Origin of the sequence: Pandoraea faecigallinarum (assembly GCF_001029105.3) — a bacterium.
GTDB lineage: Bacteria > Pseudomonadota > Gammaproteobacteria > Burkholderiales > Burkholderiaceae > Pandoraea > Pandoraea faecigallinarum.
Window position 1 is genome coordinate 163631 of the sequence record NZ_CP011808.2, and the last position, 25587, is coordinate 189217.

Annotated in this window: 21 protein-coding genes and 12 pseudogenes; 14 read left to right on the forward strand and 19 right to left on the reverse strand. The window is 59.8% G+C overall.

Features of this window, described 5'->3' with window-relative positions:
* Nucleotides 1-14 precede the first annotated feature (14 nt).
* Nucleotides 15-752 carry an IS6 family transposase gene (locus AB870_RS23720; protein WP_047909367.1) on the reverse strand — a complete coding sequence of 246 codons (738 nt, stop codon included), beginning with the start codon at nucleotides 750-752 and terminating at the stop codon, nucleotides 15-17.
* Between the two features lie 42 nt (nucleotides 753-794).
* On the opposite strand from AB870_RS23720, the gene AB870_RS26605 reads away from it, so the two are divergent.
* Entirely contained in the window at nucleotides 795-956 is a 162-nt protein-coding gene (locus tag AB870_RS26605) for a hypothetical protein (protein ID WP_157112513.1), read from the forward strand.
* A 155-nt stretch (nucleotides 957-1111) separates the two neighbouring features.
* On the opposite strand, the pseudogene AB870_RS25910 reads toward AB870_RS26605, so the two are convergent.
* A pseudogene (locus AB870_RS25910) lies at nucleotides 1112-1297 on the reverse strand (IS3 family transposase); the annotation flags it as partial.
* Between the two features lie 748 nt (nucleotides 1298-2045).
* Here AB870_RS25910 and AB870_RS25915 point away from each other — a divergent pair.
* A protein-coding gene (locus AB870_RS25915; protein WP_157112514.1) for an IS5 family transposase occupies nucleotides 2046-2857 on the forward strand; the annotation gives its coding sequence in 2 pieces (ribosomal slippage) (nucleotides 2046-2400 and nucleotides 2400-2857; 813 coding nt in all).
* A gap of 154 nt (nucleotides 2858-3011) precedes the next feature.
* Here the strand turns inward: AB870_RS25915 and AB870_RS23740 are convergent.
* A complete protein-coding gene (locus tag AB870_RS23740; RefSeq protein ID WP_064674954.1) occupies nucleotides 3012-3335 on the reverse strand; it encodes a hypothetical protein in 324 nt (107 codons plus the stop codon).
* Nucleotides 3336-3442: 107 nt separating this feature from the next.
* Complete coding sequence (locus tag AB870_RS23745; RefSeq protein ID WP_047909369.1) at nucleotides 3443-4186, reverse strand: IS6 family transposase; 744 nt, start codon at nucleotides 4184-4186, stop codon at nucleotides 3443-3445.
* Nucleotides 4187-4241: 55 nt separating this feature from the next.
* Between AB870_RS23745 and AB870_RS27595 the strand changes: the two genes are divergently transcribed.
* Nucleotides 4242-4367 carry an integrase core domain-containing protein gene (locus AB870_RS27595; protein ID WP_084664311.1) on the forward strand — a complete coding sequence of 42 codons (126 nt, stop codon included), beginning with the start codon at nucleotides 4242-4244 and terminating at the stop codon, nucleotides 4365-4367.
* 215 nt (nucleotides 4368-4582) lie between these two features.
* On the opposite strand, the gene AB870_RS23750 is transcribed toward AB870_RS27595, so the two are convergent.
* Complete coding sequence (locus AB870_RS23750; RefSeq protein WP_047909370.1) at nucleotides 4583-5572, reverse strand: hypothetical protein; 990 nt, start codon at nucleotides 5570-5572, stop codon at nucleotides 4583-4585.
* 1064 nt (nucleotides 5573-6636) lie between these two features.
* Between AB870_RS23750 and istA the strand changes: the two genes are divergently transcribed.
* Together istA and istB are read left to right on the forward strand one after the other, a co-directional pair.
* The gene (gene istA / locus AB870_RS23755; protein ID WP_047909371.1) at nucleotides 6637-7860 is read left to right on the forward strand and encodes an IS21 family transposase; all 1224 of its coding nucleotides are present in this window, start codon (nucleotides 6637-6639) and stop codon (nucleotides 7858-7860) included.
* A complete protein-coding gene (gene istB, locus AB870_RS23760) occupies nucleotides 7857-8723 on the forward strand; it encodes an IS21-like element helper ATPase IstB (protein ID WP_047909198.1) in 867 nt (288 codons plus the stop codon). Before istA ends, istB begins: the two co-directional genes overlap by 4 nt.
* A 92-nt stretch (nucleotides 8724-8815) precedes the next feature.
* Here istB and AB870_RS25925 read toward each other — a convergent pair.
* A pseudogene (locus AB870_RS25925) lies at nucleotides 8816-9436 on the reverse strand (ISAs1 family transposase); the annotation flags it as partial.
* Between the two features lie 244 nt (nucleotides 9437-9680).
* Here AB870_RS25925 and AB870_RS23770 point away from each other — a divergent pair.
* The gene (locus tag AB870_RS23770) at nucleotides 9681-10730 is read left to right on the forward strand and encodes a hypothetical protein (protein ID WP_047909373.1); all 1050 of its coding nucleotides are present in this window, start codon (nucleotides 9681-9683) and stop codon (nucleotides 10728-10730) included.
* 136 nt (nucleotides 10731-10866) lie between these two features.
* Here the strand turns inward: AB870_RS23770 and AB870_RS23775 are convergent.
* Nucleotides 10867-11103, reverse strand: a pseudogene (locus AB870_RS23775) (IS6 family transposase); the annotation flags it as partial.
* A gap of 64 nt (nucleotides 11104-11167) precedes the next feature.
* Between AB870_RS23775 and AB870_RS26610 the strand changes: the two are divergent.
* Nucleotides 11168-11404, forward strand: a pseudogene (locus AB870_RS26610) (IS6 family transposase); the annotation flags it as partial.
* A 60-nt stretch (nucleotides 11405-11464) separates the two neighbouring features.
* Here the strand turns inward: AB870_RS26610 and AB870_RS27235 are convergent.
* Nucleotides 11465-11545, reverse strand: a pseudogene (locus AB870_RS27235) (hypothetical protein); the annotation flags it as partial.
* A 436-nt stretch (nucleotides 11546-11981) separates the two neighbouring features.
* Between AB870_RS27235 and AB870_RS23785 the strand changes: the two are divergent.
* From AB870_RS23785 to AB870_RS23795, 3 genes and pseudogenes are all read left to right on the forward strand, one after another.
* Nucleotides 11982-14642: a soluble NSF attachment family protein gene (locus tag AB870_RS23785; protein WP_047909375.1), complete on the forward strand. Its 2661-nt coding sequence runs from the start codon at nucleotides 11982-11984 to the stop codon at nucleotides 14640-14642.
* 274 nt (nucleotides 14643-14916) lie between these two features.
* Nucleotides 14917-15208 (forward strand): annotated as a pseudogene (locus AB870_RS23790) (IS6 family transposase); the annotation flags it as partial.
* 40 nt (nucleotides 15209-15248) lie between these two features.
* Nucleotides 15249-15992 carry an IS6 family transposase gene (locus AB870_RS23795; RefSeq protein WP_047909369.1) on the forward strand — a complete coding sequence of 248 codons (744 nt, stop codon included), beginning with the start codon at nucleotides 15249-15251 and terminating at the stop codon, nucleotides 15990-15992.
* Nucleotides 15993-16033: 41 nt separating this feature from the next.
* On the opposite strand, the gene AB870_RS25935 is transcribed toward AB870_RS23795, so the two are convergent.
* A protein-coding gene (locus tag AB870_RS25935) for an IS5 family transposase (RefSeq protein WP_157112515.1) occupies nucleotides 16034-16854 on the reverse strand; the annotation gives its coding sequence in 2 pieces (ribosomal slippage) (nucleotides 16034-16506 and nucleotides 16506-16854; 822 coding nt in all).
* A gap of 346 nt (nucleotides 16855-17200) precedes the next feature.
* Here AB870_RS25935 and AB870_RS23810 point away from each other — a divergent pair.
* Together AB870_RS23810 and AB870_RS26620 are read left to right on the forward strand one after the other, a co-directional pair.
* A pseudogene (locus AB870_RS23810) lies at nucleotides 17201-17683 on the forward strand (transposase); the annotation flags it as partial.
* A 58-nt stretch (nucleotides 17684-17741) separates the two neighbouring features.
* Nucleotides 17742-17891, forward strand: a pseudogene (locus AB870_RS26620) (transposase); the annotation flags it as partial.
* A gap of 130 nt (nucleotides 17892-18021) precedes the next feature.
* Here AB870_RS26620 and AB870_RS23815 read toward each other — a convergent pair.
* The 8 genes and pseudogenes from AB870_RS23815 to AB870_RS26625 all read right to left on the reverse strand — a co-directional run bounded on the left by AB870_RS23815 (nucleotide 18022) and on the right by AB870_RS26625 (nucleotide 22582).
* Nucleotides 18022-18393: a type II toxin-antitoxin system VapC family toxin gene (locus AB870_RS23815; protein ID WP_047909376.1), complete on the reverse strand. Its 372-nt coding sequence runs from the start codon at nucleotides 18391-18393 to the stop codon at nucleotides 18022-18024.
* Nucleotides 18390-18587, reverse strand: coding sequence for a type II toxin-antitoxin system VapB family antitoxin (locus tag AB870_RS23820; protein WP_047909377.1), 198 nt, complete (start codon nucleotides 18585-18587; stop codon nucleotides 18390-18392). The genes AB870_RS23815 and AB870_RS23820 overlap by 4 nt, the downstream gene beginning before the upstream one ends.
* A 155-nt stretch (nucleotides 18588-18742) precedes the next feature.
* Complete coding sequence (locus tag AB870_RS27600) at nucleotides 18743-18952, reverse strand: integrase core domain-containing protein (RefSeq protein WP_418304021.1); 210 nt, start codon at nucleotides 18950-18952, stop codon at nucleotides 18743-18745.
* A pseudogene (locus AB870_RS23825) lies at nucleotides 18921-19808 on the reverse strand (IS3 family transposase); the annotation flags it as partial. The gene AB870_RS27600 and the pseudogene AB870_RS23825, both read right to left, overlap by 32 nt.
* Before the next feature lie 9 nt (nucleotides 19809-19817).
* Nucleotides 19818-20402 (reverse strand): annotated as a pseudogene (locus AB870_RS23830) (IS30 family transposase); the annotation flags it as partial.
* 32 nt (nucleotides 20403-20434) lie between these two features.
* Nucleotides 20435-21997 (reverse strand): IS66 family transposase, encoded by a 1563-nt coding sequence (tnpC, locus tag AB870_RS23835; protein WP_047909433.1) that lies wholly within the window; start codon nucleotides 21995-21997, stop codon nucleotides 20435-20437.
* 31 nt (nucleotides 21998-22028) lie between these two features.
* Entirely contained in the window at nucleotides 22029-22379 is a 351-nt protein-coding gene (gene tnpB / locus AB870_RS23840; protein ID WP_047909134.1) for an IS66 family insertion sequence element accessory protein TnpB, read from the reverse strand.
* Complete coding sequence (locus AB870_RS26625; RefSeq protein ID WP_157112517.1) at nucleotides 22355-22582, reverse strand: hypothetical protein; 228 nt, start codon at nucleotides 22580-22582, stop codon at nucleotides 22355-22357. Before AB870_RS26625 ends, tnpB begins: the two co-directional genes overlap by 25 nt.
* 153 nt (nucleotides 22583-22735) lie before the next feature.
* On the opposite strand from AB870_RS26625, the gene AB870_RS25950 reads away from it, so the two are divergent.
* A protein-coding gene (locus tag AB870_RS25950; RefSeq protein ID WP_157112514.1) for an IS5 family transposase occupies nucleotides 22736-23547 on the forward strand; the annotation gives its coding sequence in 2 pieces (ribosomal slippage) (nucleotides 22736-23090 and nucleotides 23090-23547; 813 coding nt in all).
* On the opposite strand, the gene AB870_RS26630 is transcribed toward AB870_RS25950, so the two are convergent.
* The gene (locus AB870_RS26630; protein ID WP_335645739.1) at nucleotides 23544-23702 is read right to left on the reverse strand and encodes a hypothetical protein; all 159 of its coding nucleotides are present in this window, start codon (nucleotides 23700-23702) and stop codon (nucleotides 23544-23546) included. The two genes, AB870_RS25950 and AB870_RS26630, sit on opposite strands and share 4 nt — an antisense overlap.
* A 204-nt stretch (nucleotides 23703-23906) precedes the next feature.
* Between AB870_RS26630 and AB870_RS25955 the strand changes: the two are divergent.
* Nucleotides 23907-24194, forward strand: a pseudogene (locus AB870_RS25955) (transposase); the annotation flags it as partial.
* A gap of 12 nt (nucleotides 24195-24206) precedes the next feature.
* Here the strand turns inward: AB870_RS25955 and AB870_RS23860 are convergent.
* A pseudogene (locus AB870_RS23860) lies at nucleotides 24207-25556 on the reverse strand (IS30 family transposase).
* Between the last annotated feature and the right edge of the window lie 31 nt (nucleotides 25557-25587).

The window sequence follows — 25587 nt, forward strand, 5'->3', positions numbered from 1 at the left end:
GAAAACGATGCTCATTATGCCGCCATACGGGCGGAGCAAGCCCATTGCCAGGCGGCGAAGGCTTGGGTGCGTACCGCGCGTTTATGCTCGGCATTGCGGTGATAGCGGCACGCCATGAATAGGTTCGAAACCTGACCGTGGATTGAGGTGAAGCGCTGCAATTGGCGTGCTGACTTAAAGCGGCGCATCACCTTCTCCCGCACCCGCGTAGGCTGATGCGAATTCTCCGCACGGTTGTTCAACCCTTTATGCTGGCGGTGTTCGGCGCTTAGCCCGAGCTCGCGGTGGGCCGCCGCATAGCTGCGCAGTTTGTCTGTGACGATCACGCGTGCACCGCCATGGCGCTTGAGCAGGCGGCGCATGAGCCGTTTGGCGGCGGCCGTGTCGCGACGGCTTTGCACCAGCACCTCAAGCAGCGCGCCGTGTTCGTCCACCGCCCGCCACAGCCAGTGCTTTTTGCCATGGATCGTCACGACCACTTCGTCAAGATGCCATTTGTCGCCGCGCCCCGCGGACCTCGCTCGAATACGCCCCGCGATGGCCAGACCGAACTTCGTCGCCCAGCACCGTACCGTTTCGTACGTGAGTTCGATCCCGCGGGCGGCCAGCATCTCCTCAACCATGCGCAGGCTCAGCGGGAATCGGTAATACAGCCACACTGCGTAGCTGATGACGTCGGGCGGAAAACGGTAGCCTTTGAATGAGATCACGACCTCGCTCGAGCGCGCGGGGCTGACTGAGGTTTTTTTCATGTCGCATTCTATCCTCTACCGCTAACAACCTGACAATACCCGTTGGATAAAGACAATCCCGCCCCAACACAATTGGGTGAGGACATGCTTGACCCGGCAAACCTCGAGCGCGCCGAAATCAGTGCCTCTTCGTTCTGGAGTGTGACGCCCGCAGGGTTCGAGATGAAAGATGCGCGCTTCAAGGTGTGGGTGGTGCGAAACTGAGCGTGAGCAAGGGGCCGACGCGGACCGATGTGTTCGACTATGTCGAGCGGTTCTACAACCCGACGCGCCGGCATTCGACGCTCGGCTACGTCAGCCCGATAGCGTTCGAAAAAGTCCAAGATGGACTGCTGCCGGAATTAAGACACTTTCCAGCCTCACGCCAAGGCACGTTCAAAGGCCTCGGGACTGATGCCACCCAGATGGGTATGACGGCGGGTTCGATTGTAAAAGACTTCGATGTAATCGAAGATGTCGGCGCGCGCCAGATCACGGGTTTTGTAGACGCGTTTTCGCACGCGTTCCTTTTTAAGACTGCTGAAGAAGGACTCGGCAACCGCGTTGACGCTCCTATGTCAACAGCATCGTGTTGAATCCGCTAAATCCGCCAAGATGAGAGGGTACAACTCCCTGGCGATGTAGCGCTTCAGGCAGCGATGGATTTCTTTAGTTGTAATAGCCTAGACTAAATCTGACAGCTGTCGGTTGCTCCCGAAACGGGCTCGAAAGCAGCGACTGCCGAAATCGAGTGACGATGACACTGCGATTTATCCCAGGTGACGCCCCTGTTGCGGGACGATATCCTTGCGTCGCAATAGCGCTGAGGTGTTTGGCTCCCCCGGCGCATGTTGTTTGGTCATCTGCTCACCGCCCCCTAAATTGGTGTTGCAGATTTGCCCGCAGCTCATCGCTGCGGGCTTTTTTTGCCGTACATTCAGCGTCTGTCGTTCGCTTAATGGCCTTGAAGCCTCCCCATCCAGGGCTCGTGCACTTCGAGCTCATTCCGCTCTTTTGTGGGGGTCTTTGCCGCCCCTGCGGGGGCGGTTTTTTTTCGGCACGCTCGCTCCGGATGACGCAACGTACACCCCCACGGGGTCACGATCCAGATCCGTTCGCGCTGGCCCATCCAAAAAAGTCGTGACAGGTTGCCCCCGCTAAGTCTTTTGTTTCGTTTGATTTGCCGAGTCTCAGCCTCTGCGCGCTTCCTTTGCTTACGCACCGCTTAGAATCTCTAACAAAATGAGTTTACGGGGGCTGTTAACTCAAAGTGATTTTTGTTAACCTTTGCGCAGTCATCGCTGCGCAAAGGACATGGCCAAACCAATACTCGACGACGAACTGTGGGCAATCATCCAGCCACTGCTGCCGCCACCGAAGCCTCGGCGCGCCCGCTATCCCGGGCGCAAGCCGCTGGACGATCGTGCCGTGCTCACGGGCATCCTGTTCGTTCTGCAATCCGGCATCCCTTGGGAAATGCTGCCGCAGGAAATGGGCTGCGGCTCAGGCATGAGTTGCTGGCGACGGCTACATGCCTGGCAGAAGGCTGGCGTCTGGGATCGTCTGCACGAGGTACTTCTGGCCAAGCTCCGTGCGGCCGATCGCATCGACTGGTCTCGTGTAGTCGTCGATTCCTCTTCTATCCGGGCAGTGGGGTCGGGTCAAAAATAGGACCTAACCCCACAGATCGCGCGCGACCAGGTTCAAAGCACCACGTCCTGACCGACGCCCAAGGCATTCCACTGTCGCTGATACTCACGGGCGCCAACCGCAACGACATTACCCAACTGCTGCCACTGATCGAGGCGATTCCTCCGATTCGAGGCAAGCGCCGTCGCCCCTTGTCTAAACCGCACATCGTTCAGGGTGATCGCGGCTACGACCACGACAAGTACCGCAAGCCCCTGCACGCCGTCGGCATCGCCACCGAGATTGCTCGCCGCGGCGAGCCTCACGGCAGCGGTCTTGGCAAGACGCGTTGGGTTGTCGAGCGAACGATCGCGTGGCTGCACAACTTCAAGCGATTGCGAGTCCGCTTCGAGCGCCTCGCAATCATTCACGAAGCCTTCCTGAAAATGGCTGGTTGCATCATCTGCTGGCGCCATCTCAGGAAATCATTTTGTTAGAGCTTCTTAGCCACGTGCGGTTATCCGAGGTCGCACGTAGGCGCTCGCCGCGCGGCGAACTCACGGCAACGGCGCAGGACTGCGTCAAATGGCGTGACTTGATACGGCGGAACGGGTTTGATCGCGGTAGCAGCAAGCGTCGGCAGGGCTGGGGTTATCCCGATATCACGATGTAGGACTTTGGCGTGAGGCGTGCGTCCGGCATGACCAGCAGCCTCGCTTCGATGACCGCACCCCCTTCGCGTCGGGCAAACCTGGGCAAGACATACACGCAATCGTACACGCGCTTCACCGTCGACTCGTCCCCGAGCTCTTCCGTTTGAAATTGCATGGAGCGCAATCGCTCGAGAAGGAAGCCGCGAACGTCCTGTTCCGAGAGCGTCGCGACGCCAAGCGTGCGAGCAAATTCGTCATGGGCGAATTTCCGAACGAGGTCCACGGCCTCATCAAGATTCGCTTGAATTACCACTGTCTTCATATTTTCCTGATGCCGAGTATCGTTAATCGGGGGTAAGCCGGACGAGGGTATTGTCAGGTTGTTTAGTTGAAACCGAGCCAAGGCACCATGGCAGAAAACGACGCTCGTTATGCCGCCATACGGGCGGAGCAAGCCCATTCCCAGCTCGCGAAAGCCTGGGTGCGCACCGCGCGTTTATGCTCGGCGTTGCGGTGATAGCGACAGCCCATGAACAGGTTCGACACCTGACCATGGACTGAGGCGAAGCGCTGCAATTGGCGTGTCGACTTAAAGCGACGCATCACTTTCTCCCGCACCCGCGTAGGCTGATGCGAATTCTCCGCCCGGTTGTTCAAACCTTTATGCTGGCGGTGTTCGACGCTTAGCCCGAGCTCGCGGTTGGCCGCCGCATAGCTGCGCAGTTTATCCGTGACGATCGCGCGCGCGCCGCCATGGCGCTTGAGCAGGCGGCGCATGAGCCGTTTGGCGGCGGCCGTGTCGCGACGGCTTTGCACCAGCACCTCAAGCAATGCGCCGTGCTCGTCGACCGCTCGCCACAGCCAATGTTTTTTGCCGTGGATTGTCACCACCACCTCGTCAAGATGCCATTTGTCGCCGCGCCTCGGGGACGTCGATCGAATACGCCCGGCGATGGCCAGACCGAACTTCGTCGCCCAGCACCGTACCGTCTCGTAGGTCAGCTCAATCCCCCGCGCGGCCAACATTTCCTCGACCATGCGTAGACTCAGCGGAAACCGATAATACAGCCACACCGCATAACTGATAATGTCAGGCGGAAAACGGTAGCCTTTGAACGAGATCGCCGCGTCGCTCGAGCGCTGGGGGTGACTGAAAATTTTTTCATGTCGCATTCTATCCTTCCGCCTCCCCCATCCGAACAACCTGACAATACCCCTCCGAGAAAAAATGACGGCTTGGCAGCACGACTACAACCATCATCGTCCCCACAGCTCGCTCGGCCATCTGACCCCAAGCGAGTTCGTCCAAAAGTGGTCAGTACAACCCAAAGAGGCAGCCCCTCTCCAGTTTTAAACTGTCCAGTTTCCGAGGGCACTTCAGGTTCCACTTAAAAATCGCAGGACCCTGTCCAAACAAGTGGCGCCACCTCTCGCCGCAAGGAGCTTATAGCCCCCTTTGCCAGCAAGGTACTCGCGAACCACTTTCTCTTTAAACTTTACATCGAATTTCCTCACGGAACCTCCAAGGTCGTGTCCAACTCTCGGGGGTCAGTTCAAATCCGAGGCGGCTCACTGCGACCTGCGCGGGGGAGCCAGTATTCGCTTGCTCGATACCTCAAGCTCGTTTATCGCGAATAGGCAAACTGCGACGTCCTCCGGCTTCTCGAGCTTCCTGTAAAGCTTTTCGGCCTTCACATAGTCTGCGATGGCCTGCGCATTCAACCCTGCCTTCGCGTGGTTATATCCAGCCCGCAGGTAGGTTCGTGCAAGTGCGTCTTTCATATCCTCGCCGGCCCCCTCCAAGGCGTCTGCGCGCTGTCGGTAGGCGGTTGCAGCCAGGGCGTACTGACCCTCGAGCGTATAGTTGATTGCGGTGTACTCGCGGGCCCATGCCGCCGTCTTAAGCGCCTTGCGAGCCTCTGTGTTGGCGACGTCGGCCAGCCGCTCCTTCCCTTGGCGGGCGTATTCATCGCCTTGGCTGCGGCACTCCGAGCCTTGTGCCGTGGCCACCGTGTACGCCAGTGACCACCGGTCTTGATCAGAAAGAAAGAGGGTAAATTCGTTGGTTACCCCGGGTTCTTCAATGCTTCGCAGCAGGTCGGCTTTGCCCGAGGCCCCCAGCCATTGCGCCAGCGTGCTTACGAGCGCCTCACGGCTTGGGTGGGTACCTTCACCGCCTGCCTGAGTCAATTGCACCAGCTTCGCGAGCGACTCCTGGACGCTTACCGGAGTTTCCTTGAGAGTTCCCCGAAAAAGTTGCTCAAGACATTCATTCAGCTGCGTCACGGCACCGGAAAACTCCCGTGCCTTGGCCTGGTTGTGAAGGGACAGAATGCTGAAGATGAGCAGACTCACGGTTTTTCTATTGCCGTGAAAGACACGGTCGCAGAACCGGTCCATCCGGCCCATTTGGATGATGTCTCCAAGGGCGGCCACAATGGCTTCTGGCCGACTGAAATCAACGTCCTTTAGCGCCTGCTCGGCGTACTCACGACGTTTTTCGGATACGTGAGGCCCCCACTGGGTGTAGCGGTGAAGTAAGGCTGCGAGACTGTTCATGATAAAGCTCCTTGAACCCCCAGGGGGACGCTAATCGAGACCCTTGCTCGCCGCCCGTCCCCGATTCCCGGATTTCCGGGTTCCCGTGCCACTCAAAAGGCATCGAACGCCTCTGAGCCCAGGCGGCGGGCGCGAATGCCGACCGCCAGATTGTTCGGTTAACGGACCAACCCGTTGGCAGAAATAGAAAACCACGGCTCTACGCTGCGAGGCGTGCGGGGCAAACCTTTTGCCCAGTCGCGGGGGCCGCGCAGCGCGCGTTTCGACTCGGTATTGCAATGCGTGTCGTGCGCGCGGCACCCCAACAACCGGGACGAACCCTGGGCCGTCGACACAGACGGCGCGCTGCCAACCCGTGCCAACGTCACATGTGTGGACGCGAACGCGCCGCCCCGGGAGCGCAAGCCGCGATACACCCGGTGTTTCACGCTCAGCCCGCACGTATGCTGGAGCCGGCGCCGCCCCGCGTGCCCTTAAGCCGCGCTGCGGCTCGTCCCTCGGCGCACCCTACGCGCCGTCGCGGCCAACGCGTGAGTGATCTCGGGGTGAGAGTGTGGATGAAGGGGCTGCCGGCCGCCCTCAGGTGAATACCTGAGGTGGGCGGCCGCCGACCGCCGCTGTCCCCCGGCTTCGCCGCCCGCGCCCGGCTCGCGCCGCTCCCCGCGCTCGCGCGTCGGCTGATGGCTGCTCGGTAGCGACGCAGTTGGCTCGATAGCGAGGCAGTTGGTCTGTCACGATCGTGTGCGCCACCGGGTTCAAGCGCAGTATTGACCTGCCCCCTTCAATCGGGCCAATGGGCTTCTAGCAAAGTCCCTTTAAACCAGCTCCTGGAAAGCGGCAGGAGCATCCGCGGTTGCCCGATGTTTCGCCGCAAACTCTGACGGCGCAAGGTAGTTCAGTGCGCTGTGTGTCAGCGTCGGATAGATACTCCTCATTTTCGTCGAAGTAATTTTCCCCAGTTTTTGTCTGGCGCCGCCGCGTAAGCGGCGGCGCCCTCCCGATCACCGACCATATCCCACTACGGATCCGTCGAGGGGGTGTCGGTGATCGAGCTGGGAGAGGTTATGACGATTCTGGAATTGCACCGGCAGGGGCTGAGCATCTCGGCCATCGCCGCTCGACTGGGTATGGACCGCAAGACCATTCGCAAATACATCAAAGGTGGTGTGCAGGCGCCGCGTTACGGTCCACGTGCACCGCGACCCTGCGTCATCGACCCGTTCGTTCACTATGTGACCGAGCGTGTGCGGGAGTACCCGGACCTGAGCATCGAGCGGCTGCTGCGGGAGATTCAGGCCATGGGTTACGCAGGCGGTCGAACAGCTCTGGGCGACCTGGTTCGGGAAGTCCGGCCACCGCGACAGCGTGGCTTCGAGGTGCGCTTTGAGACTCCAGCTGGCCACCAGGCGCAGGTAGACTTCGCACACTTCAATGTTGAGTTCGACGATGTACCGGGGCAGCGACGCTCAATCTGGTTGTTCTCGATTGTGCTCGGGCACAGCCGCTATCTGTGGGGGCGTTTCGTCGAACATCAGGACCTGCAGACCGTCCTGCGCTGCCACATGGAAGCGTTCGAGCACATTGGTGGTGTGCCACGCGAAGTGCTGTACGACCGCATGAAGGCAGCGGTGCTGGGCGAAGTCGAGAAGCACATCGTCTACAACGCGAAGCTGGTCGCGTTTGCACAGCACTATGGTTTCGCTCCGCGTGCGTGCAAGGCGTATCGCGCCAAGGCCAAGGGCAAGGTCGAACGCCCCTATCGCTATATCCGGCAGGACTTCTTCCTCGCGCGACGATTCCAGAATCTCGCCGATCTGAACCGCCAGTTGCGCAACCGGCTCGACACGGTGGCCAACTCACGAGTACACGGCACGACGCATCGCGTTGTCATGCAGCACTTCCGGGAGGAACGCCCCGCGCTCCAGGTGTTGCCGGCCGGCGCCTTCAATGGCGTCATCAGACTCGAGCGGCGCGTGAGCCACGAAGGTCTGGTCTCGGTCGGCGGCAACTACTATAGCGTGCCCGAGCGCACCCGCAGACGCACGCTCGACGTCCATAGTCTGGCTCACGAGATCCGCATCTACGAGGACGGCGAACTGCTCGCAGTGCACCCCGTGCTGGAAGGCTGGCGACGAACATCGTTGCTGCCTGGCCATCGGAGCGCGGGCCAGCGCAGGCAGCAGGCGGCGCGCGACGTATCGTCGGGCACGACTGGTGTCGGACGTCGGCCGCTGTCGTTTTACGATCAGGTGGCCAGGCGTCTGGCTGATGCCGGGAGGCGCGCATGAACAGCGTTCCAACCTCAACCGTCGAACGGATACAGCGTTACCTCGTTGGCTTGCGTATGCCGCGTGCGCTTGAAGCGCTGGATGCCACCTTGAAGCGTTTCGAACAGGGCGACAGCTCGATGCTCGAAGTACTGGAGACGTTGCTGGGCGAGGAGTTCACGACGCGCGAGACGCGGCGCATCCGCATGGCGCTGCAGACAGCGAGGCTGGGCACCGTCAAGACGCTCGCCGGATATGACTTCAGCTTCCAGCCGAGTCTCGATCGCGATCGCTTCATGACGCTTGCGCAACTTAAGTTCATTGAACGACGCCAGACGGTCCACTTCCTCGGGCCGCCAGGAACTGGCAAATCACACCTCTCCATTGCACTAGGTGTCGAAGCGGTGCGCGCCGGCAAGAGCGTGTACTTCGGCTCACTGGCAGAAATCGTCAATTCGATGGCGAAGGCCGAACGCGAAGGCAACCTCGCCCAGCGTGTGCGCTTTCTTGCACGCAACAGCCTGCTCATCGTTGACGAGATCGGCTATCTGCCGATCGGCTCCAACGGGGGCAACTTGTTCTTCCAGCTCGTCAACGCATGTTACGAGCGCTGCGCCATCGTCCTCACGTCCAATCGCAGCTTCGGCGAATGGGGTGAGGTCTTCGGTGACACAGTCGTCGCAGCGGCGCTGCTCGACAGGTTGCTGCATCACGCGATTGTTGTCCAGATTGAAGGTTCGTCGTACCGGCTGCGGGAGCATGCCGATCTCCTGCCTGACCACCTGCGCAACCGACCATCCGCCCTAAAGCCGGCACCGGTCGAACCTGCTAACCGACGCCCGGGTCGCCCCCGAAAGAGCTCACCTGATCCATTCAGCGGCTGATCACCGCAAATACACAGGGTGGGGAAATTTACTTCGACGATTCTGAGGAAATTAAGTCCGACGTTGACAAAGCGCCCGAGCGCGTCGAAGGCATGGCGCAGGCGCGCCAGCAAGGTTGGCTGATTCTCCTTGGCGGCCAGCACGTAGTGCGCGCCGGCGGCCCCGATCCGGGTGGCGATATGGCGTTGGCAGCCCATGGCGTCTATGGTGACGATCGCGCCCTTGAGCCGCAACGCATCGAGCAACTCCGGGATGGCGGTAATCTCGTTGCTCTTCTTGGCCGTGCGCACTTGCCCGAGCACCACACCCAGGCCGCTGCCATAGGCCGACACCAGATGGATGGCGCGCTCGCCGCGCTGATGCGAGCCACGTACGGTCTTGCCATCGATGGCGACCACCTGACCCGCCAGTGCCGGGCACAGGCCGCTCATCCACCGCACGAAGCAGGCTTCAAATTGCTCGGGGTCGAGCGCCGCGAACACTCGCCCGAAAGTATCGTGCGACGGGATACCGTTCTTCAGCGGAACATGGCCACGCAGCCAGTCCAGCTTCGCTTGCCCCCATAACTCGGTGCCGTACCAACTGTCTGCGCCAGCGAGAATGGCGCACAGCGCCACCAGCAGCATCTCCGTCAGGCCGTGCACCGGCGTCCTGCTGCGGGGATCGCTCAGATCACCAAAAGCTTCTTCAATACTGAGGACTTCACTGGGCATCTTTCGCCGCGCAAAAGACAAAAGTAAACGACTTCGCCGCAAAGTTTACAAGCGAAATCTTAATCCCATGATTTCAAAGGGTAATTCCTTCGTGCGATAGCCCTGGGGGTGAGCAGGCTCACCGCTCACGTTCAGGCCTTGACCTGAGGTGCGCCACCGGTGGCACCAGGTATCGTCAGGATCACGCTAGCAGCATGCCGCCGCGTCACCATCACATCACTCACGCTTTTGCAAAGGACTTACTATGCGTTTCGATACTGCTCTGCCCCAGGTCAATTCCAGCTTCACGAACGCTGTCGGGGTGAGACCGCTCGACCAAAAAGTCGTAGACGCGCTGAAGACCCTGAATTTCAAGGACAAGGTGGCCGTCGAGAACCTCCATAGGGACATCGCCAACACCACCATTATCGAGAAAATCTGCGACGTGCTCTTTCACAAGGGAGAACTCAAAAAGTGCCGGGAGGACTACACCACTCTGCTCTTTCTCCAGGAGGCCGAAAAACGGGAGCAGCCCATTGACCACATTCCAGGCTCCCGCGAGGAGGCACTGGAGACGATGGCTACATGCATGGCACCCGCCGCACAGGAGAGGCTGCTGGCAGCGGTGGAAGACCATAAAATCAGCAACGAGTTTACCCAGTTCTTCGGCCGCCATGACCAGTATTATCTGGCCGCTAAGGTGCTTCTCGTCCAAGAGGCCGCCCTGCTGAACCCAGACGAGCCAATGGGCCCCGGGCAAATGTCGCACAGTCACTGGAAGTTCCAGAAGGCCGGGGACTACTTCGCGTCCGCGGGCTGGCAATACTCCAATAAGGCAAACAACCCATCGCTTGCCATCGCAAGCTACCAGCAGGCGCAAAATTGCTACCGGAACCAGGGTTGGCTGAGTCAGATCGCCCAAAACAAACACGCGGTCGGCTGCGTCCTCGGGAAAAGCGGATATAACTCGCAGGCGGCAGACGCTTTCAAAGATGCCGCCAAGGCCTACTTGGATACTGCAGCTGAATACAAGGAGCACGGAGAAAAAGAAGAATTCTCCGTTCGGACGTACACGGAGCAAGCGGCAATAATGTATAAGCTCGGCGCCGAATTCCTGGAGAAGGACTATAAGCATGAGGAGGCAGGTGATTACTACCGAGACTGCGCCGAGCTCTACAAGGCGATTGGCAAGTGGCCCTGGCGCACGGAAGAGTACTACCAGAAGGCGGCAGCCTGCTACGATACGGGGCACGCGCCCGAGAAGCATCTCATGGCGGTGGAACAGGCACGAGCCGTCCGCCAGCCGAGTGGCTGAAGCCACCGACGGCGGTCCTCGCCAAGGGCCGGACCAGGGCGTCGGCCCGCAGATGACGCAACGGGGTATTGTCAGGTTGTTTAGTTGAAAACAATCCAAGGCGCCATGGCAGGTGCGGTGTAGGGAGCGACGCCCCTTACGCCGCCATGCGGGCGGAGCAAGCCCATTGCCAGGTCGCGAAGGCCTGGGTGCGCGCCGCGCGTTTATGCTCGGCGTTGCGGTGATAGCGGCACGTCATGAACAGGTTTGACACCTGACCGTGGACTGAGGCGAAGCGCTGCAACTGGCGTGCCGACTTATAGCGGCGCATCACCTTCTCCCGCACTCACGTCGGCTGATGCGAATTCTCCACCCGGTTGTTCAACCCTTTATGCGGTTCCGTCGCAATAGGGGTAGTCAGACAGACTCCAAGGTTTCGAGCGCCAGGAACCCAGTCGATGAAGCGCGCAGCCAAACCGCCGAGAAAGCCCTTGCCCGCAGGCATCGCCAAGGTCCTGAAGCGGTTGCACTACCCGTTGGAGGTTATGTGTCAGTGCGTGCCCTGGTACGTAGCATATTCGCTGAGCTCGCGAGATCTGGAGGAAATGATGGCCGAGCGAGGCGCGACGGTGGACGGCTCGACGATTCATCGCTGGGTGATCAAGTGGCTGCCGGTTTTCGAGAAAGCGATACGTCCCGAAGGTATCGTGCGACGGAATGCCGTTCTTCAGCGGAACATGACGGCGCAGCCAGTCCAGCTTCGCCTGCCCCCATAGCTCGATCCCGGCCCAGCTGTCTGCGCCGGCGAGAATGGCGCACAGCGCCACTAGTAGCATCTCCGTCAGGCCATGCACCGGCGTTCTGCTGCGCGGATCGCTCAGATCACCAAAAGCTTCTTCAATATTGAGGACTTCCCTGTGCCTCTTTCGCCGCGCAAAAGACAAAAGTAAACGACTTCGCCGCAGAGTTTACAAGCGAAATCTTAATCCTATAATTTTAAAGGGTAATTCCTTCGTGCGATAGCCCTGTGCGGCCGTCGGCGACGGCGCACACTTCAGGTGTTCACCCGATAGTGGCCTGGCCGAGGCGGCCGACAATGACAGCAAAATACCCGCCGTGCTTAGCACGACAGCGCCTCACCCGTCGCGCCTTCACCGACGAGCGCACCGTCGCAAAATGGAAGTCGCGTGCGGCCTCTCGCAGGAACGAGTGACCGAGTGACGCCCGCGCCAAGGCGCGCTACCGAGTAAGAAGAGGGTTAGGATGTGCAGCATGACCGTGACCAAGGCGTTGTGCGGCCAGAGCGCGACGTTCGTCAAAGCGCTGGAGCACCAGTTTGAGCTCGCGCCGGCGCCCTATGAGCACGCTTGCACACGTGTGGCGCAACTTTATTTGCAGCCGTGCGACGATGCGCCACCCGCGAGGCCTGCGGGTCCCACAATCATGCTAACGGTCAATGGGCAGCCATTCGGCACGGCGTTCAACGCGTCAAACGGAGCGATTCAGGATCCCCATCTGCGCTTATACGGTCGCGACCTCGTGCGGGCGCTGGCCAAGGAGATCGAGCACGCTTTCGCGACGGCCCGTGTGCCGCGGGAGGTGGCTTCCCTACAGGCCGAAGTCATCGCCAGCCAGCTCGGACGTGACGCTGTCTTAAAAGCGGACGCCGCGCTGGGCGAGGTGCGTTCGAATCAATGCGTGTTTCAACAAGCCGTCGATGTGCGCATCGACGGCACCAACGTCCGCTTCCATAAGACGACGACATACGTGGAGGCGAAGTCCCAGTATGAGTCGGCTCCAGCCTTGGTGAGAGTGGTAGATGTCGCGGTGACGTTTTCGGCCAAGCGCGGCGATTCATGGTTATGGCACAGCGCCGTCAGGTGCTTTGGGGCGGACCAGAATTGGGTGATCCAGGCGAGGGATATGTACGCTGCGGTGCGTGAGCGCAACGAGCCTGGTGCGCTTGATGCGCTTAAGAGCGCACACGGGGTGCCGGCTACCCCCAATTTGTTCGGACGCCTAATCCAGTGGTTCAAGCTCACCCTGGGGGCGCAAGGCATTGTGATCGACGAGCGTAATCCTGGGGCGGGGCAAGCGCCCGCCCGCCCAGGGCTCGTTGGCCTTGCGGAGTTCGAGGCGGACGCAGTTTTCGTCTCCGCGCAGCAAAGCCGGAAGAGATGGTGTAATGGCATGGCCGAGTATCGTCTGCATCAGGCCATGGTGTCTCACAACAATGAGCTAATTCATGGCTCTCAGCGGTTGGACCCATGGGATTCGAAGGCGGAGAATGCGCTGGAGGAATTCAGGACGCGCGGGAACGCGCTCCGCAAACGCCATTACCAGCGCTTCCTGAGCGATCGCGAGGTGAAATGGGGGCGTCCGATTCCCACGGAGGGCCTTCGTTATGGCGAAATATTCATACGCAGCACGCAGCCCACTCCAGATGCAACAGCGTTGTCCGCTCAGGCGAAGCTTGACCTGCGCCGTGAGCTACTTTCGGAGCCTGACCACATCACGATAGACATGCCTAACCGATCGGCAGACCCGCAGGTCGGCAATGCCTACATGCAGGTCGATAAGGCCTATAAGGCGTTGCACGAATGGAGGAGCGCTAATCGAGCCGCGCTTGGAAAAGTGCGTCTACCCTTGGAAATTTGTGCGTTGCTCCAAGAGGTTGATTTGAAGGGTCAGGGCTTCACCGCCGAGGATTTCGCTGCCCGGGACTTCACCGCGCAGGACTTTAAGATCATCGCGGAGGAATTAGTAGAGAGAATGGCTGACGCGGTGATCGCTTGGATTAACGTCACATTTACCGACGATGTCATGCGACGGAGAATGCTCGAGGCGCTCACGCAGTCGGGCCCAGGCGCGACGCGCGAGGTCATTAAAGGTTATGGCGCCATCGACGTTGCGAGCATCGGCGGTCGAAAAGTTTGCATCAAGTGCGACCTGCCGAAGTCCGGGGAGGGGCCGCCCAGCGTTATGCTAGAGCACCATTGGAATCGCGAATTTGATCCAGACAGTGGCTACGCGATTATCTGGGAGGAGGGGAGCACAGTCAGCGAAGCAGACGAGATTGCGAGCGCCAACTTGACCGTCTTCGCGGCTTGGCGCTTGACGCCCGCGGGGATGGAACTGCGTGAAGCGAAATTCGAGGCACACGTCGTTTCCGCCTGGCCCGAAGACGCGGCCGCAAAATCCTTCATGCTGGATCGACAGCTCGACAAGGCGGTAAATGTCTACATGGAGGCCGCAAAAACCTTTAATCGAGATCGAAAGCACCACTTGGCTGCAGAAGCCTATATGAGGGCCGCCCGCCTCTACATGGGGGAGAATCGGCACACGAAAGCCGCGGAAATGTACGAGGAGGCCGCCCAAGTCTACTTGAAAGCGCCTCTAACCGTGCAAGCCGCAGGAGCGTTCGTAGAAGCGGCAGAAGCCTACCTACGGGATAACGAGTACTGGGGGGCTATAGAAGCCTACAAGACGGCCGCAGAACTCTATAAACGAGCAGGTCAGACCGACGACGCCGCGAAAGCCACCTGGAAGCTCGCCGCAGTCTATACGCACGCGGGGCGGGCCGATAAGGCTACAGAAATCTACTCGGATCGCGGAGACGAGTATGTGTGCACTGGTCATTACGAGCAGAGCCTAGAAGCCTATAGGCTTGCTGGCCTGACCGACCAGCAAGCCTACCAGAGGATCGCGACCGTGTGCATGCAGGATCGTCAGTACGAGGAGGCCGCACGCTTCTACATGCGGGCGGGTCTTACACGAGAGGCCGAACGCGCTTATCGGATGCTCGCAGACGGCCTCGTGGCAGCGGGTCGGTACGCGGAAGCCGTAATGCCCTATAGGTTAGCGAGGATGCGTGGGCACGCCGCAGAAGCCGATGAGCTTGCGAATGTAAACCGCGGATTTTTCAGCAGATAGCGCCGGAGTTGAGAGCAAGGCGTCAGCAAGGTTTTGTCTGGTTCCGTCGCAATAGGGGTAGTCAGGTAGACTCTGCGGTTTCGAGCGCCGGCAACCCGTCGATGAAGTGCGCGGCCAAACCGGAAATTTTCAAGCGAGTTGTCGCCTCAACGAATAGATTTCAGGCGGCCGTTCTCTCCTGGCTACGGCGTTGCGCGGCGACGCCCTGCCAGTTGGGCAGTGTCGCATTAAGTACTGCGGTAAAATCGTCAGCCTGACACCGGTGACGAACACGATGGCCAGGACGAAGAAGACACCACGTGAGACGCTTCCCGCAGGCATTGGCAAGGTACTGAAGCGGCTGCATTATCCACTGGATGTGATTCTGCTATGCGTGCGCTGGTATGTGGCGTATTCGCTGAGCCTGCCTAACCTTGAGGAGATGATGGCCGAGCGGGGCGTCGAGGTCGATCATTCGAGCGTGCCCCGCTGGGTCATCAAGCTCGTGCCGCTGCTTAAAAAATGCGTTTCGCAAACGCAAGCGTGGGGTGGGCCGGAGCTGGCGCGTCGATGAGACCTACGTCAGGTATTGTCAGGTTGTTCGGATGGGGGAGGCGGAAGGATAGAATGCGACATGAAAAAATTTTCAGTCACCCCCAGCGCTCGAGCGACGCGGCGATCTCGTTCAAAGGCTACCGTTTTCCGCCTGACATTATCAGCTATGCGGTGTGGCTGTATTATCGGTTTCCGCTGAGTCTACGCATGGTCGAGGAAATGTTGGCCGCGCGGGGGATTGAGCTGACCTACGAGACGGTACGGTGCTGGGCGACGAAGTTCGGTCTGGCCATCGCCGGGCGTATTCGATCGACGTCCCCGAGGCGCGGCGACAAATGGCATCTTGACGAGGTGGTGGTGACAATCCACGGCAAAAAACATTGGCTGTGGCGAGCGGTCGACGAGCACGGCGCATTGCTTGAGGTGCTGGTGCAAAGCCGTCGCGACACGGCCGCCGCCAAACGGCTCATGCGCCGCCTGCTCAAGCGCCATGGCGGCGCGCGCGCGATCGTCACGGATAAACTGCGCAGCTATGCAGCGGCCAACCGCGAGCTCGGGCTAAGCGTCGAACACCGCCAGCATAAAGGTTTGAACAACCGGGCGGAGAATTCGCATCAGCCTACGCGGGTGCGGGAGAAAGTGATGCGTCGCTTTAAGTCGACACGCCAATTGCAGCGCTTCGCCTCAGTCCATGGTCAGGTGTCGAACCTGTTCATGGGCTGTCGCTATCACCGCAACGCCGAGCATAAACGCGCGGTGCGCACCCAGGCTTTCGCGAGCTGGGAATGGGCTTGCTCCGCCCGTATGGCGGCATAACGAGCGTCGTTTTCTGCCATGGTGCCTTGGCTCGGTTTCAACTAAACAACCTGACAATACCATTTCCTGAGATGGCGCCAGCAGATGATGCAACCAGCCATTTTCAGGAAGGCTTCGTGAATGATTGCGAGGCGCTCGAAGCGGACTCGCAATCGCTTGAAGTTGTGCAGCCACGCGATCGTTCGCTCGACAACCCAACGCGTCTTGCCAAGACCGCTGCCGTGAGGCTCGCCGCGGCGAGCAATCTCGGTGGCGATGCCGACGGCGTGCAGGGGCTTGCGGTACTTGTCGTGGTCGTAGCCGCGATCACCCTGAACGATGTGCGGTTTACACAAGGGGCGACCGCGCTTGCCTCGAATCGGAGGAATCGCCTCGATCAGTGGCAGCAGTTGGGTAATGTCGTTGCGGTTGGCGCCCGTGAGTATCAGCGACAGTGGAATGCCTTGGGCGTCGGTCAGGACGTGGTGCTTTGAACCTGGTCGCGCGCGATCTGTGGGGTTAGGTCCTGTTTTTGACCCGACCCCACTGCCCGGATAGAAGAGGAATCGACGACTACACGAGACCAGTCGATGCGATCGGCCGCACGGAGCTTGGCCAGAAGTACCTCGTGCAGACGATCCCAGACGCCAGCCTTCTGCCAGGCATGTAGCCGTCGCCAGCAACTCATGCCTGAGCCGCAGCCTATTTCCTGCGGCAGCATTTCCCAAGGGATGCCGGATTGCAGAACGAACAGGATGCCCGTGAGCACGGCACGATCGTCCAGCGGCTTGCGCCCGGGATAGCGGGCGCGCCGAGGCTTCGGTGGCGGCAGCAGTGGCTGGATGATTGCCCACAGTTCGTCGTCGAGTATTGGTTTGGCCATGTCCTTTGCGCAGCGATGACTGCGCAAAGGTTAACAAAAATCACTTTGAGTTAACAGCCCCCGTAAACTCATTTTGTTAGTGATTCTTAATCATTGGAGCAACGGTGACGATATCGCGACGCGTCGCCCCTACAAAGTGATCAGCCGCCTTGCATAGCCGCTCTCAAACGGGTTAGCGCGCGGTACCCCGCCGTTACCGCCGAAGAGGGGCGTGAAGGAATTACAGCAGCCGTGCCTATTGGCGCGATCGTCCGGCACCAACGCCGGGCGAGCCTCCTCCTCTGCTCCGGCCCTACCCTGCCCCGGTTAGGCTCCGCAGGAAGAATGGCCAGCGACAAGCCGTTCGGCGGCGAGCCCGACGATGAGCGAGCGAAGCCGTTCACTCGCCCGCTCGGAAGATCTTGTCTTTGCAACCAAGCCGCAGATTGCACTGACGCAACTTCGGCAGGCCGTGGAATCGGGGATTCCTGCTGGGGTCGTGCTGGCCGATGCCGGGTATGGAGACGAAACGGCTTTCCGTGACGGCTCGACCAAGTTGGGCTTGCTTTATGCGGTGGGCGTGCGCTCTGGCACGAGCGTTCGGGCGCCTGGAGTCACGCCGCTGCCGCCCAAACCATGGGGTGGACGCGGCAAGCCGGCCCAATTACTGCGCCGCGGTCCGGGTCACGAACCGGTGAGCGTCAAGGCGCTGGCCATGGGATTGCCTGACGATGCTTACCAGAACGTCACGTGGCGAGAAGGGAGCAACGCAGCGCTGCAGTCCCGTTTCGCGGCCGTACGCGTTCGCCCGGCGCATCGCGATTACTGGAGCAGCGAACAACGTCCTGACCTTGCCTCGAAACGACGTACAGCAGAGAAGTTGGATAATCTGTTGAACGGAGGTGGGTATGGGCGAAAAAGGGGTACCGAATCGTCGCTACACGGATGAGTTCCGGGTGGAGGCGGCAAGACTGGCAAATTCGGTGGGACACAATGAGGCGGCACGCCGTTTGGGGGTGCCGATGGCGAGCCTCGGAAACTGGGCGCGCAAGCAGCGGTTCGATGAGCGCCCAGAGTGGGTCGTCGAGAATGGGTTTTGCCATGACCTTTGCGTGGAAGAGACTGGGCAAAGGTTAATAAAGATCTCGCCAAGTTAACAGCCCCATACGATCATTTTGTTAGGGTATCTTAGTGCAAGATTTTCGCGGCCAACGAAAGCCGTTCGGCCGTCGCAGTAAGACGCTTGTCTCTAGTCCACAAGGCGGCTCCCGGAGTCAGACGAGTTGCGGCAAGTAGATGGACATCAACATAGCCGATCCCCAAACCGAAGAGCGCTTGCTCACCGACGAACCGCAACACCTCGTCATCGGTGGCAACTGTGACGCGAGGTAGATCGCCCAGCGTTGAAATCACGATGTCGCGATTCTTCAGGCTACCCAGCGCAAGCTCTCCGATGACATACGGATGCGCCAACACTCGTCCACTCTCAAGCAACTGGACGAGTGCAGCATCACCTGATCGTAAATGATCAATCCAAACTGACGTGTCGACCAGAATCATGCAGGCTCCGTTTGGCGTCGAGGAATGTCACCAAGGTCAGCCTCGGTCCCACCCAAACGAGCCAAGCGGCGGGCGCTTTCGCGCTCGATCAGCGCCTTGAGTGCCTCACGGATCAGCGCTGATTTTTCCTGCAAGCCGGTGAAGGCTTGAGCCTTTGCCAAAAGATCATCGTCAAGAGCCAAAGTCGTTCGCACGGTTCACCTCGTCAACAGTTCAATGGCACGATTATAGCATCGAATGATGATTTATTTCATGCCAACCTGCCCTCGCCGTTCAAAGTCGCGTTCCCCATTCCAAACGAGAAGAGGCCAAGCTCCCGACCTCCCCCCGGATAACCGAGCACTTTGGCCTAGAGATTTCCGCCTTCAAGGTGGGCAAGTCGGAACTCACCCGGAGTCAAATCGCCTAGCGAACTATGCGGTCTGAAGTCGTTGTAGTCTTGTCGCCAGGTCGCTGTCAACTTAAGGAGGTAACCCGAAGCCGAGGCATGAATCCACTGACCTTGCCTCGTTTTCACGTACAGCAACTCACGCCGCTTGTAGCATCGTTTCGTAATCACACGACGTGCGGTACCCGATCGATGAATGGATGCGTTGACGATTGTAAAAGCCTTCGATCCAGTTCATCACATCCAGTCTTGCTTGGGCTCGTGTTTCGTAGCGGCATCGCGACGTCTGCTCGACTTTCAGCGTCTTGAAGAAGCTCTCCATCGGCGCATTATCCCAAGCATTGGCACGCCGGCTCATCGACATGACCATCCCGTACCCCTGAGCAAGCGCGCGGTGCGACCAACTCGCGTATTGCACGCCGCGATCGCTATGTACAATCAAGCCCCGAGGCGGCCGACGTTGCCCGTGCGCAGAGCGCAGCGCCGCACACACGAGCTTGGCATCGATGCGCTCGGACATCGACCACCCAACGATGCGCCGGCTTCCCAGGTCCAGAATGGCCGCCAAATACAACCAGCCTTCGTCCGTCGCTAGGTACGTGATATCCGCGACCCACGCCTGATTCGGCCCCCATCCATCAAAGCGTCGCGCCAGCAGGTTCGGCGCCACCGGCAAGCGGTGAGCCGAGTCTGTGGTCGTCTGCCATGCCCGCCGGTATGCCGGCCGCAAACCTTGACGTATCAAGCTGCGGCGCACGCGCTCTGCGCTCGTCTTCATGCCCTGGGCGGCCAGCGCCTTGACCAGTCTTGGACGGCCGTAGCAGCCGCGGTTCTGCGCGTGCAGACGGGCGACTTCGTCATCGAAGGCCGCCTGCCGCTGCCGCCGCTCGCTTGGCCGCCGTACCCGCCATTGGCAGTAGCCACTGCGCGAGACCCTCAGCACTCGGCACAGACGGCTTACGTCGCATTGGTCGCGGTGAGCGTCGATCCATGCATACTTCACCGCGACCCCTTCGCGAAGTATGCCGTGGTAGGTTCAATGGGTCGCTGCAACAGCCTCGCGTAGTTTATCGGCCGGAGACATGAAGCCCAATGTTTTTCTGGGCCTTTCATTGAGCCGCGCTGCAATTTTGTTCAGCTCCGCCTGCGAGTATTGATCAAGTTGCGTACCGTGGGGCAAGTACTGACGCAGGAGTCGGTTCGTGTTTTCGTTGGTGCCGCGTTGCCAAGGACTTCGCGGGTCGCAGAAGTAGACTTTCACATCCGTGGCGATCGTGAAGTCTTTGTGGTTCGCCAGTTCCATTCCTCGGTCCCAGGTGAGCGACTTGCGTAGATGCTGCGGCAACCGCTTAACCTCGCGCTTCAGGCCCGCCACGACGCTCAACGTGTCCTTCCCCTTTACCTTGACGATGATGGCGAACCTCGATCGCCGCTCGACCAAAGTGGCGACATGAGTATTGTTGGCGCCACTGACGAGATCTCCTTCCCAATGCCCCGGTACCGCACGGTCGGCTGCTTCAGGTGGTCGCTCGTGAATCGAAACCGCGTCAGCAATCTTATTGCGAGCTCCCTTCGTGCTGGAAAAGCGTGAGTGACGCATCTTCCGTTGGGTCCGCAGGTGATACTGCGTAAGCGCTCAAATAACGACGCCCCTCAAGGTTCGGTCAGAGCAGGCATACTCCATGGGGTAAGCGCTGCGTAGTCATCAGCCGTGGTAGCGAGCGGCAACGTCTTGAATAGCCAGACCAGGTATCGATACGGTTCGATACCGTTTGCCTTACAGGTCTGAACGAGTGAGTACAGGTTCGCGCTGGCTTGAGCGCCAGCAACGGTATCCGCGAACAGCCAGCCCTTGCGTCCGATGACAAACGGGCGGATGGCGTTTTCGCAGAGATTATTCGAAATCGGCCAGGCGCCGTTCTCTACGTAACGAACCAGTTTGGGCCACTGTCCGTGCATGTACTGCAAGGCTCGTCCAAGCTGACTCGATGGCACAACGCCGGGCAGGTGCTCGGTAAGCATTTGCTCGAGCACAGCGAGTACGCGAGCGCTGTAGCGGGAGCGCAGGCGTTGACGTCGCTCGCAGGCCCATGTTGTGCTGCGGGCCTCTGCAGCAAACAGCTTGGCGATCATCGCAACGAAACGCGTGGCCAACAAGTCTGGTGTGCGGGAGGCTTTCGGCACTGACTCTTCAGCCTTGATAAAGCCTCGGCGCACGTGCGCCCAGCATCCGAGATGCACGAGTTGATGCTCACGCGCAATGCCGTTGTAAAGTTCGTACCCATCAGACATCAGCGCAGCGCCGGTCCGCACACCAGCATAGAGTCGCTGCGCGTGCTGAGTACCCCGCCCCGGTGAGTACGAAAACATTCGCACGGGTGGGCCCGAGCCGTTGACCTGCGCCCAGAGATAACTCTTTGCCTGTGGTCGTCGGCCGGCTTCCTTTAGCGCCTGAAACGTCGTTTCGTCCCCATATATCAAGTCTGACTCGAGCAATGTGTCGCGCATTAAATTGATCACGGGCTGCACAGCCAGACCCACGCGCACGACACTGGCGGCGAGCGTATTCGACGAGATATCGCCGCCGAAGCGGCGCAGCAGCGTGGCCTGCCGATACAGCGGCATGCCGTACTGGTACTTGCCGGTGATGATCCAGGCGAGCGCCGATTCGGTAAGCAGCCCGCGCGGGATAATCCGCGTCGGTGCTGGCGTGACCTTGACGCCGAGATCGCAGCATGGGCAGGCGTATTTGACGCGCTGATGCTGGATCACACGAACCTGCTCGGGAATCACATCCAGTTGTTCGCTCGTCTCGACGCCAATTACCACTAGGGCGTGGCCATCGTGCGAGCAGAACTGCTCAGATGCGGGCAGTTCGTGTCGAACGACTTCGCGCGGCAGGTTTGGATCGAGCGGTTTGCGCCCGCGTTTGCTGCGCGTGGGGGCGGTGACGGTTGTGCCCGGCAATTCTTCGCGCGCGGAGCCAGTGCTTGAGGCCAGCGACTCGGCTTCGTTGAATAGACCGAGTTGGTCGGCATGACGGGCTTCACTCGATGCGCCGAACAGTTCGTGTTTGTAGGCGCGAAGCTTCTCCTGTGCGAGGTCACGCTGCGCCGTCACGAACCGAAGCTCGCCTCGTAAGGCGTCGCGCTCGGCACTGGCGGCGATCAGCGCCTGATATTCTGCGGCGCTGAGCATGATGGTGTTTTCTGGCATGGCCAGTTTGACCACGCGGTAAGCGCGACGTTCAGCTCATGCGCAGGTAATGGCGCTGAGGATGTTTCTGAATCACGGACAGATCGATTCCTTCGAGCAACCAGTGCAGCTGTTCGATACTGAGCGTCACGACGTCATCGCCCCCGGGCCAGATGAACCGGTCGGCCTCGAGTCGCTTCATCAGCAACCAGAAGCCGTTGCCGCCCCAGCCAAGAATCTTGATGCGGTCTCGCCGCCGATTACCAAACACGAACAGCGCCGGGGCCATCGGATTCAGGCGCATGGCTTGCTCCACCCGTATCGACAGACCGTTGATGCTCTGACGGAAGTCCACGGGTTCGCGGTGCAGGTACACTTTTAGCGCTTCGTCGAACCGGAACACGGCAACCTCCCGAGCATCTCGATAACCGCCGTCAACTGGGCCAGATCTGATTTCTCGAGATCGAGCTGCACGCCATTGGGCAGACGCACATGCACGCTGGCGATGATTTGCGGCTCAGGTGCAGAGGACTCAATCGTAATAGCGGGTGGTGTGCAGGCGATCGGTACGAATGTCGAGGTCACAGGCTCGGTGACGGGCGTCATAACGGCACCTCCCCGTTTGTGCTCACGAATCAACTTGCGCAGTTGGTTGGCGTTGATTTGGGCCTTAGAATCTCTAACAAAATGAGTTTACGGGGGCTGTTAACTCAAAGTGATTTTTGTTAACCTTTGCGCAGTCATCGCTGCGCAAAGGACATGGCCAAACCAATACTCGACGACGAACTGTGGGCAATCATCCAGCCACTGCTGCCGCCACCGAAGCCTCGGCGCGCCCGCTATCCCGGGCGCAAGCCGCTGGACGATCGTGCCGTGCTCACGGGCATCCTGTTCGTTCTGCAATCCGGCATCCCTTGGGAAATGCTGCCGCAGGAAATGGGCTGCGGCTCAGGCATGAGTTGCTGGCGACGGCTACATGCCTGGCAGAAGGCTGGCGTCTGGGATCGTCTGCACGAGGTACTTCTGGCCAAGCTCCGTGCGGCCGATCGCATCGACTGGTCTCGTGTAGTCGTCGATTCCTCTTCTATCCGGGCAGTGGGGTCGGGTCAAAAATAGGACCTAACCCCACAGATCGCGCGCGACCAGGTTCAAAGCACCACGTCCTGACCGACGCCCAAGGCATTCCACTGTCGCTGATACTCACGGGCGCCAACCGCAACGACATTACCCAACTGCTGCCACTGATCGAGGCGATTCCTCCGATTCGAGGCAAGCGCCGTCGCCCCTTGTCTAAACCGCACATCGTTCAGGGTGATCGCGGCTACGACCACGACAAGTACCGCAAGCCCCTGCACGCCGTCGGCATCGCCACCGAGATTGCTCGCCGCGGCGAGCCTCACGGCAGCGGTCTTGGCAAGACGCGTTGGGTTGTCGAGCGAACGATCGCGTGGCTGCACAACTTCAAGCGATTGCGAGTCCGCTTCGAGCGCCTCGCAATCATTCACGAAGCCTTCCTGAAAATGGCTGGTTGCATCATCTGCTGGCGCCATCTCAGGAAATCATTTTGTTAGAGCTTCTTAAGCGCCAGCCGGGCAATCGACACGCCCGGCCGACGGCATAGCTCGACCAGTCGCCGCTTGGCGATGGGGTCGTAGTCACGTTTGCCGTTCGAACGTATGCGTACGACCCGCAGCGGGAAACAGTCGGTTTCGTTGAGTTCATTCATGTTTGCGTCCGCAAAAGTCTTTGCGGACGCAAGCTTGACCCCTGTCGAGCTACCGCGATAGGGCGTCCTTTAATGACGGCTTACGATACTGCAGCTCCTTCTTGAGAACGCCGCGCGCTTGCACGAACAGGCTGCGATAGATTGACCTTGCCTCGAAACGACGTACAGCAGAGAAGTTGGATAATCTGTTGAACGGAGGTGGGTATGGGCGAAAAAGGGGTACCGAATCGTCGCTACACGGATGAGTTCCGGGTGGAGGCGGCAAGACTGGCAAATTCGGTGGGACACAATGAGGCGGCACGCCGTTTGGGGGTGCCGATGGCGACCCTCGGAAACTGGGCGCGCAAGCAGCGCGAAGGCGGGGCGGCCACGCCAGGCGCGGCAGCCTCTGTGAGCCGCGCCAAGCCCGGCGTATCGGAGCTGGAGGCGGAAGTCAGTCGGCTACGCAAGGAATTAGCCAGTGCGAAACTCGATGTGGAAATCCTCTCAAAAGCGACGGCGGATTCAACCGGTCGTCGCAACATCGGATTGTTGAACAGATTTTAGGTACTCGTCCAAGGCTTCCGCAGGCGTCTTCCAGCCAAGCATTTTGCGGGGCCTGGAGTTCAACGTGTTCGCAACAGCCTGGATCTCTCGAGCACTCCAGCGAGATAGATCCGTGCCCTTTGGAAAGTATTTTCGTAGAAGGCCGTTAGTGTTTTCGTTCGTACCACGCTGCCATGGGCTGTGCGGGTCAGCGAAGAACACCTTCACGCCGGATTCGATGGTGAAACGTGCGTGATCGGACAGCTCCTTGCCACGATCCCAAGTCAACGATCGCCACAAGTGGGCAGGCAGGTCCACCATGGTCTTCTTGAGTGCGTTGGCCATCGTGACAGCTCCGTAGCCGGCCAGCGCGGGTCCGTTTTTGGTGCGTGGAATAAGTCGATAGCCTTTCTCACGAGGTAAGTGCACGAGCATCGTGAACCGGCTTGATCTTTCCACCAGCGTCCCAATGGCGGAACGATTCAGGCCAATGAGCAGGTCGCCTTCCCAATGGCCCGGCACAGCACGATCTTCCGCCTCTGCCGGCCGACTGGAAATCATCACCTCCTCGCTGACAGGCGCCCACGCCTTGGCACGCGCTCTTGCTCGGGGAACGCGCAACGCGCGTCCGGTGCGCAGGCAGCCCACCAGCTCACGCTTGAGCGCGCCGCGCCCTCGAATATAAAGAGCTTGATAAATGGCTTCGTGAGAGATGCGCATAGATTCGTCATCCGGGAAATCTACCTGCAAGCGATTAGCGATTTGTTCAGGTGACCAGCCCTTGACCCACCTTCGGTCGCCGCGATGCGGTTTATTTCACCCCTTGAACGGTGCCTGCTTAGGCCCGGCAATTTCATGGCCCTCAGCGTCATGAACCTTGCCTTCCAGGCGCTCCTGCACATATTGACGCAGCCGCGCATTTGTTGCCAGCTTCGCTGGCTTTGGCCGTTTGGCAAACCGTTCCGCCTTCCACTGCGCGACCGAAGCACGATACTCGAGGCTACCGCCACGTGTCGCCGCATTGCGCGTGAGCTCTCGTGATACGGTTGACGCACTTCGTCCGATACGGCGGGCGATCTCGCGCACACCGAGGCCTTGGACAGAAAGCAATGCTATCTCTTCTCGCTCAGCGAACGACAAGTATCGACCCGAAATAGGTTTCGACATGAATAGTGGCATGCCGCCACGATAGCGGAACCAGCGCGAGCCTACCGCTTGAGATGCGCCCACCGCCTCCGCCGCTTTCTCGCTTGTAATGCCGGTCGCGATTTGTTGCCAAAAACGTCGCTCGATTTCATGTCCAAGCGAGGGTGCGCCCGGAGAGTACATCGCTGCTCGCCCTGGCAACCGATATACCTGC

Coding starts and splice junctions, on each gene's coding strand:
- AB870_RS23720 (WP_047909367.1), bottom strand. CDS start 752: ATGAAAAAAACCTCAGTCAGCCCCGCGCGCTCGAGCGAGGTCGTGATC.
- AB870_RS23740 (WP_064674954.1), bottom strand. CDS start 3,335: ATGAAGACAGTGGTAATTCAAGCGAATCTTGATGAGGCCGTGGACCTC.
- AB870_RS23745 (WP_047909369.1), bottom strand. CDS start 4,186: ATGCGACATGAAAAAATTTTCAGTCACCCCCAGCGCTCGAGCGACGCG.
- AB870_RS27595 (WP_084664311.1), top strand. CDS start 4,242: ATGACGGCTTGGCAGCACGACTACAACCATCATCGTCCCCACAGCTCG.
- AB870_RS23750 (WP_047909370.1), bottom strand. CDS start 5,572: ATGAACAGTCTCGCAGCCTTACTTCACCGCTACACCCAGTGGGGGCCT.
- istA (WP_047909371.1), top strand. CDS start 6,637: ATGACGATTCTGGAATTGCACCGGCAGGGGCTGAGCATCTCGGCCATC.
- istB (WP_047909198.1), top strand. CDS start 7,857: ATGAACAGCGTTCCAACCTCAACCGTCGAACGGATACAGCGTTACCTC.
- AB870_RS23770 (WP_047909373.1), top strand. CDS start 9,681: ATGCGTTTCGATACTGCTCTGCCCCAGGTCAATTCCAGCTTCACGAAC.
- AB870_RS23785 (WP_047909375.1), top strand. CDS start 11,982: ATGACCGTGACCAAGGCGTTGTGCGGCCAGAGCGCGACGTTCGTCAAA.
- AB870_RS23795 (WP_047909369.1), top strand. CDS start 15,249: ATGCGACATGAAAAAATTTTCAGTCACCCCCAGCGCTCGAGCGACGCG.
- AB870_RS23815 (WP_047909376.1), bottom strand. CDS start 18,393: ATGATTCTGGTCGACACGTCAGTTTGGATTGATCATTTACGATCAGGT.
- tnpC (WP_047909433.1), bottom strand. CDS start 21,997: ATGCCAGAAAACACCATCATGCTCAGCGCCGCAGAATATCAGGCGCTG.
- AB870_RS26625 (WP_157112517.1), bottom strand. CDS start 22,582: ATGACGCCCGTCACCGAGCCTGTGACCTCGACATTCGTACCGATCGCC.
- AB870_RS26630 (WP_335645739.1), bottom strand. CDS start 23,702: ATGAATGAACTCAACGAAACCGACTGTTTCCCGCTGCGGGTCGTACGC.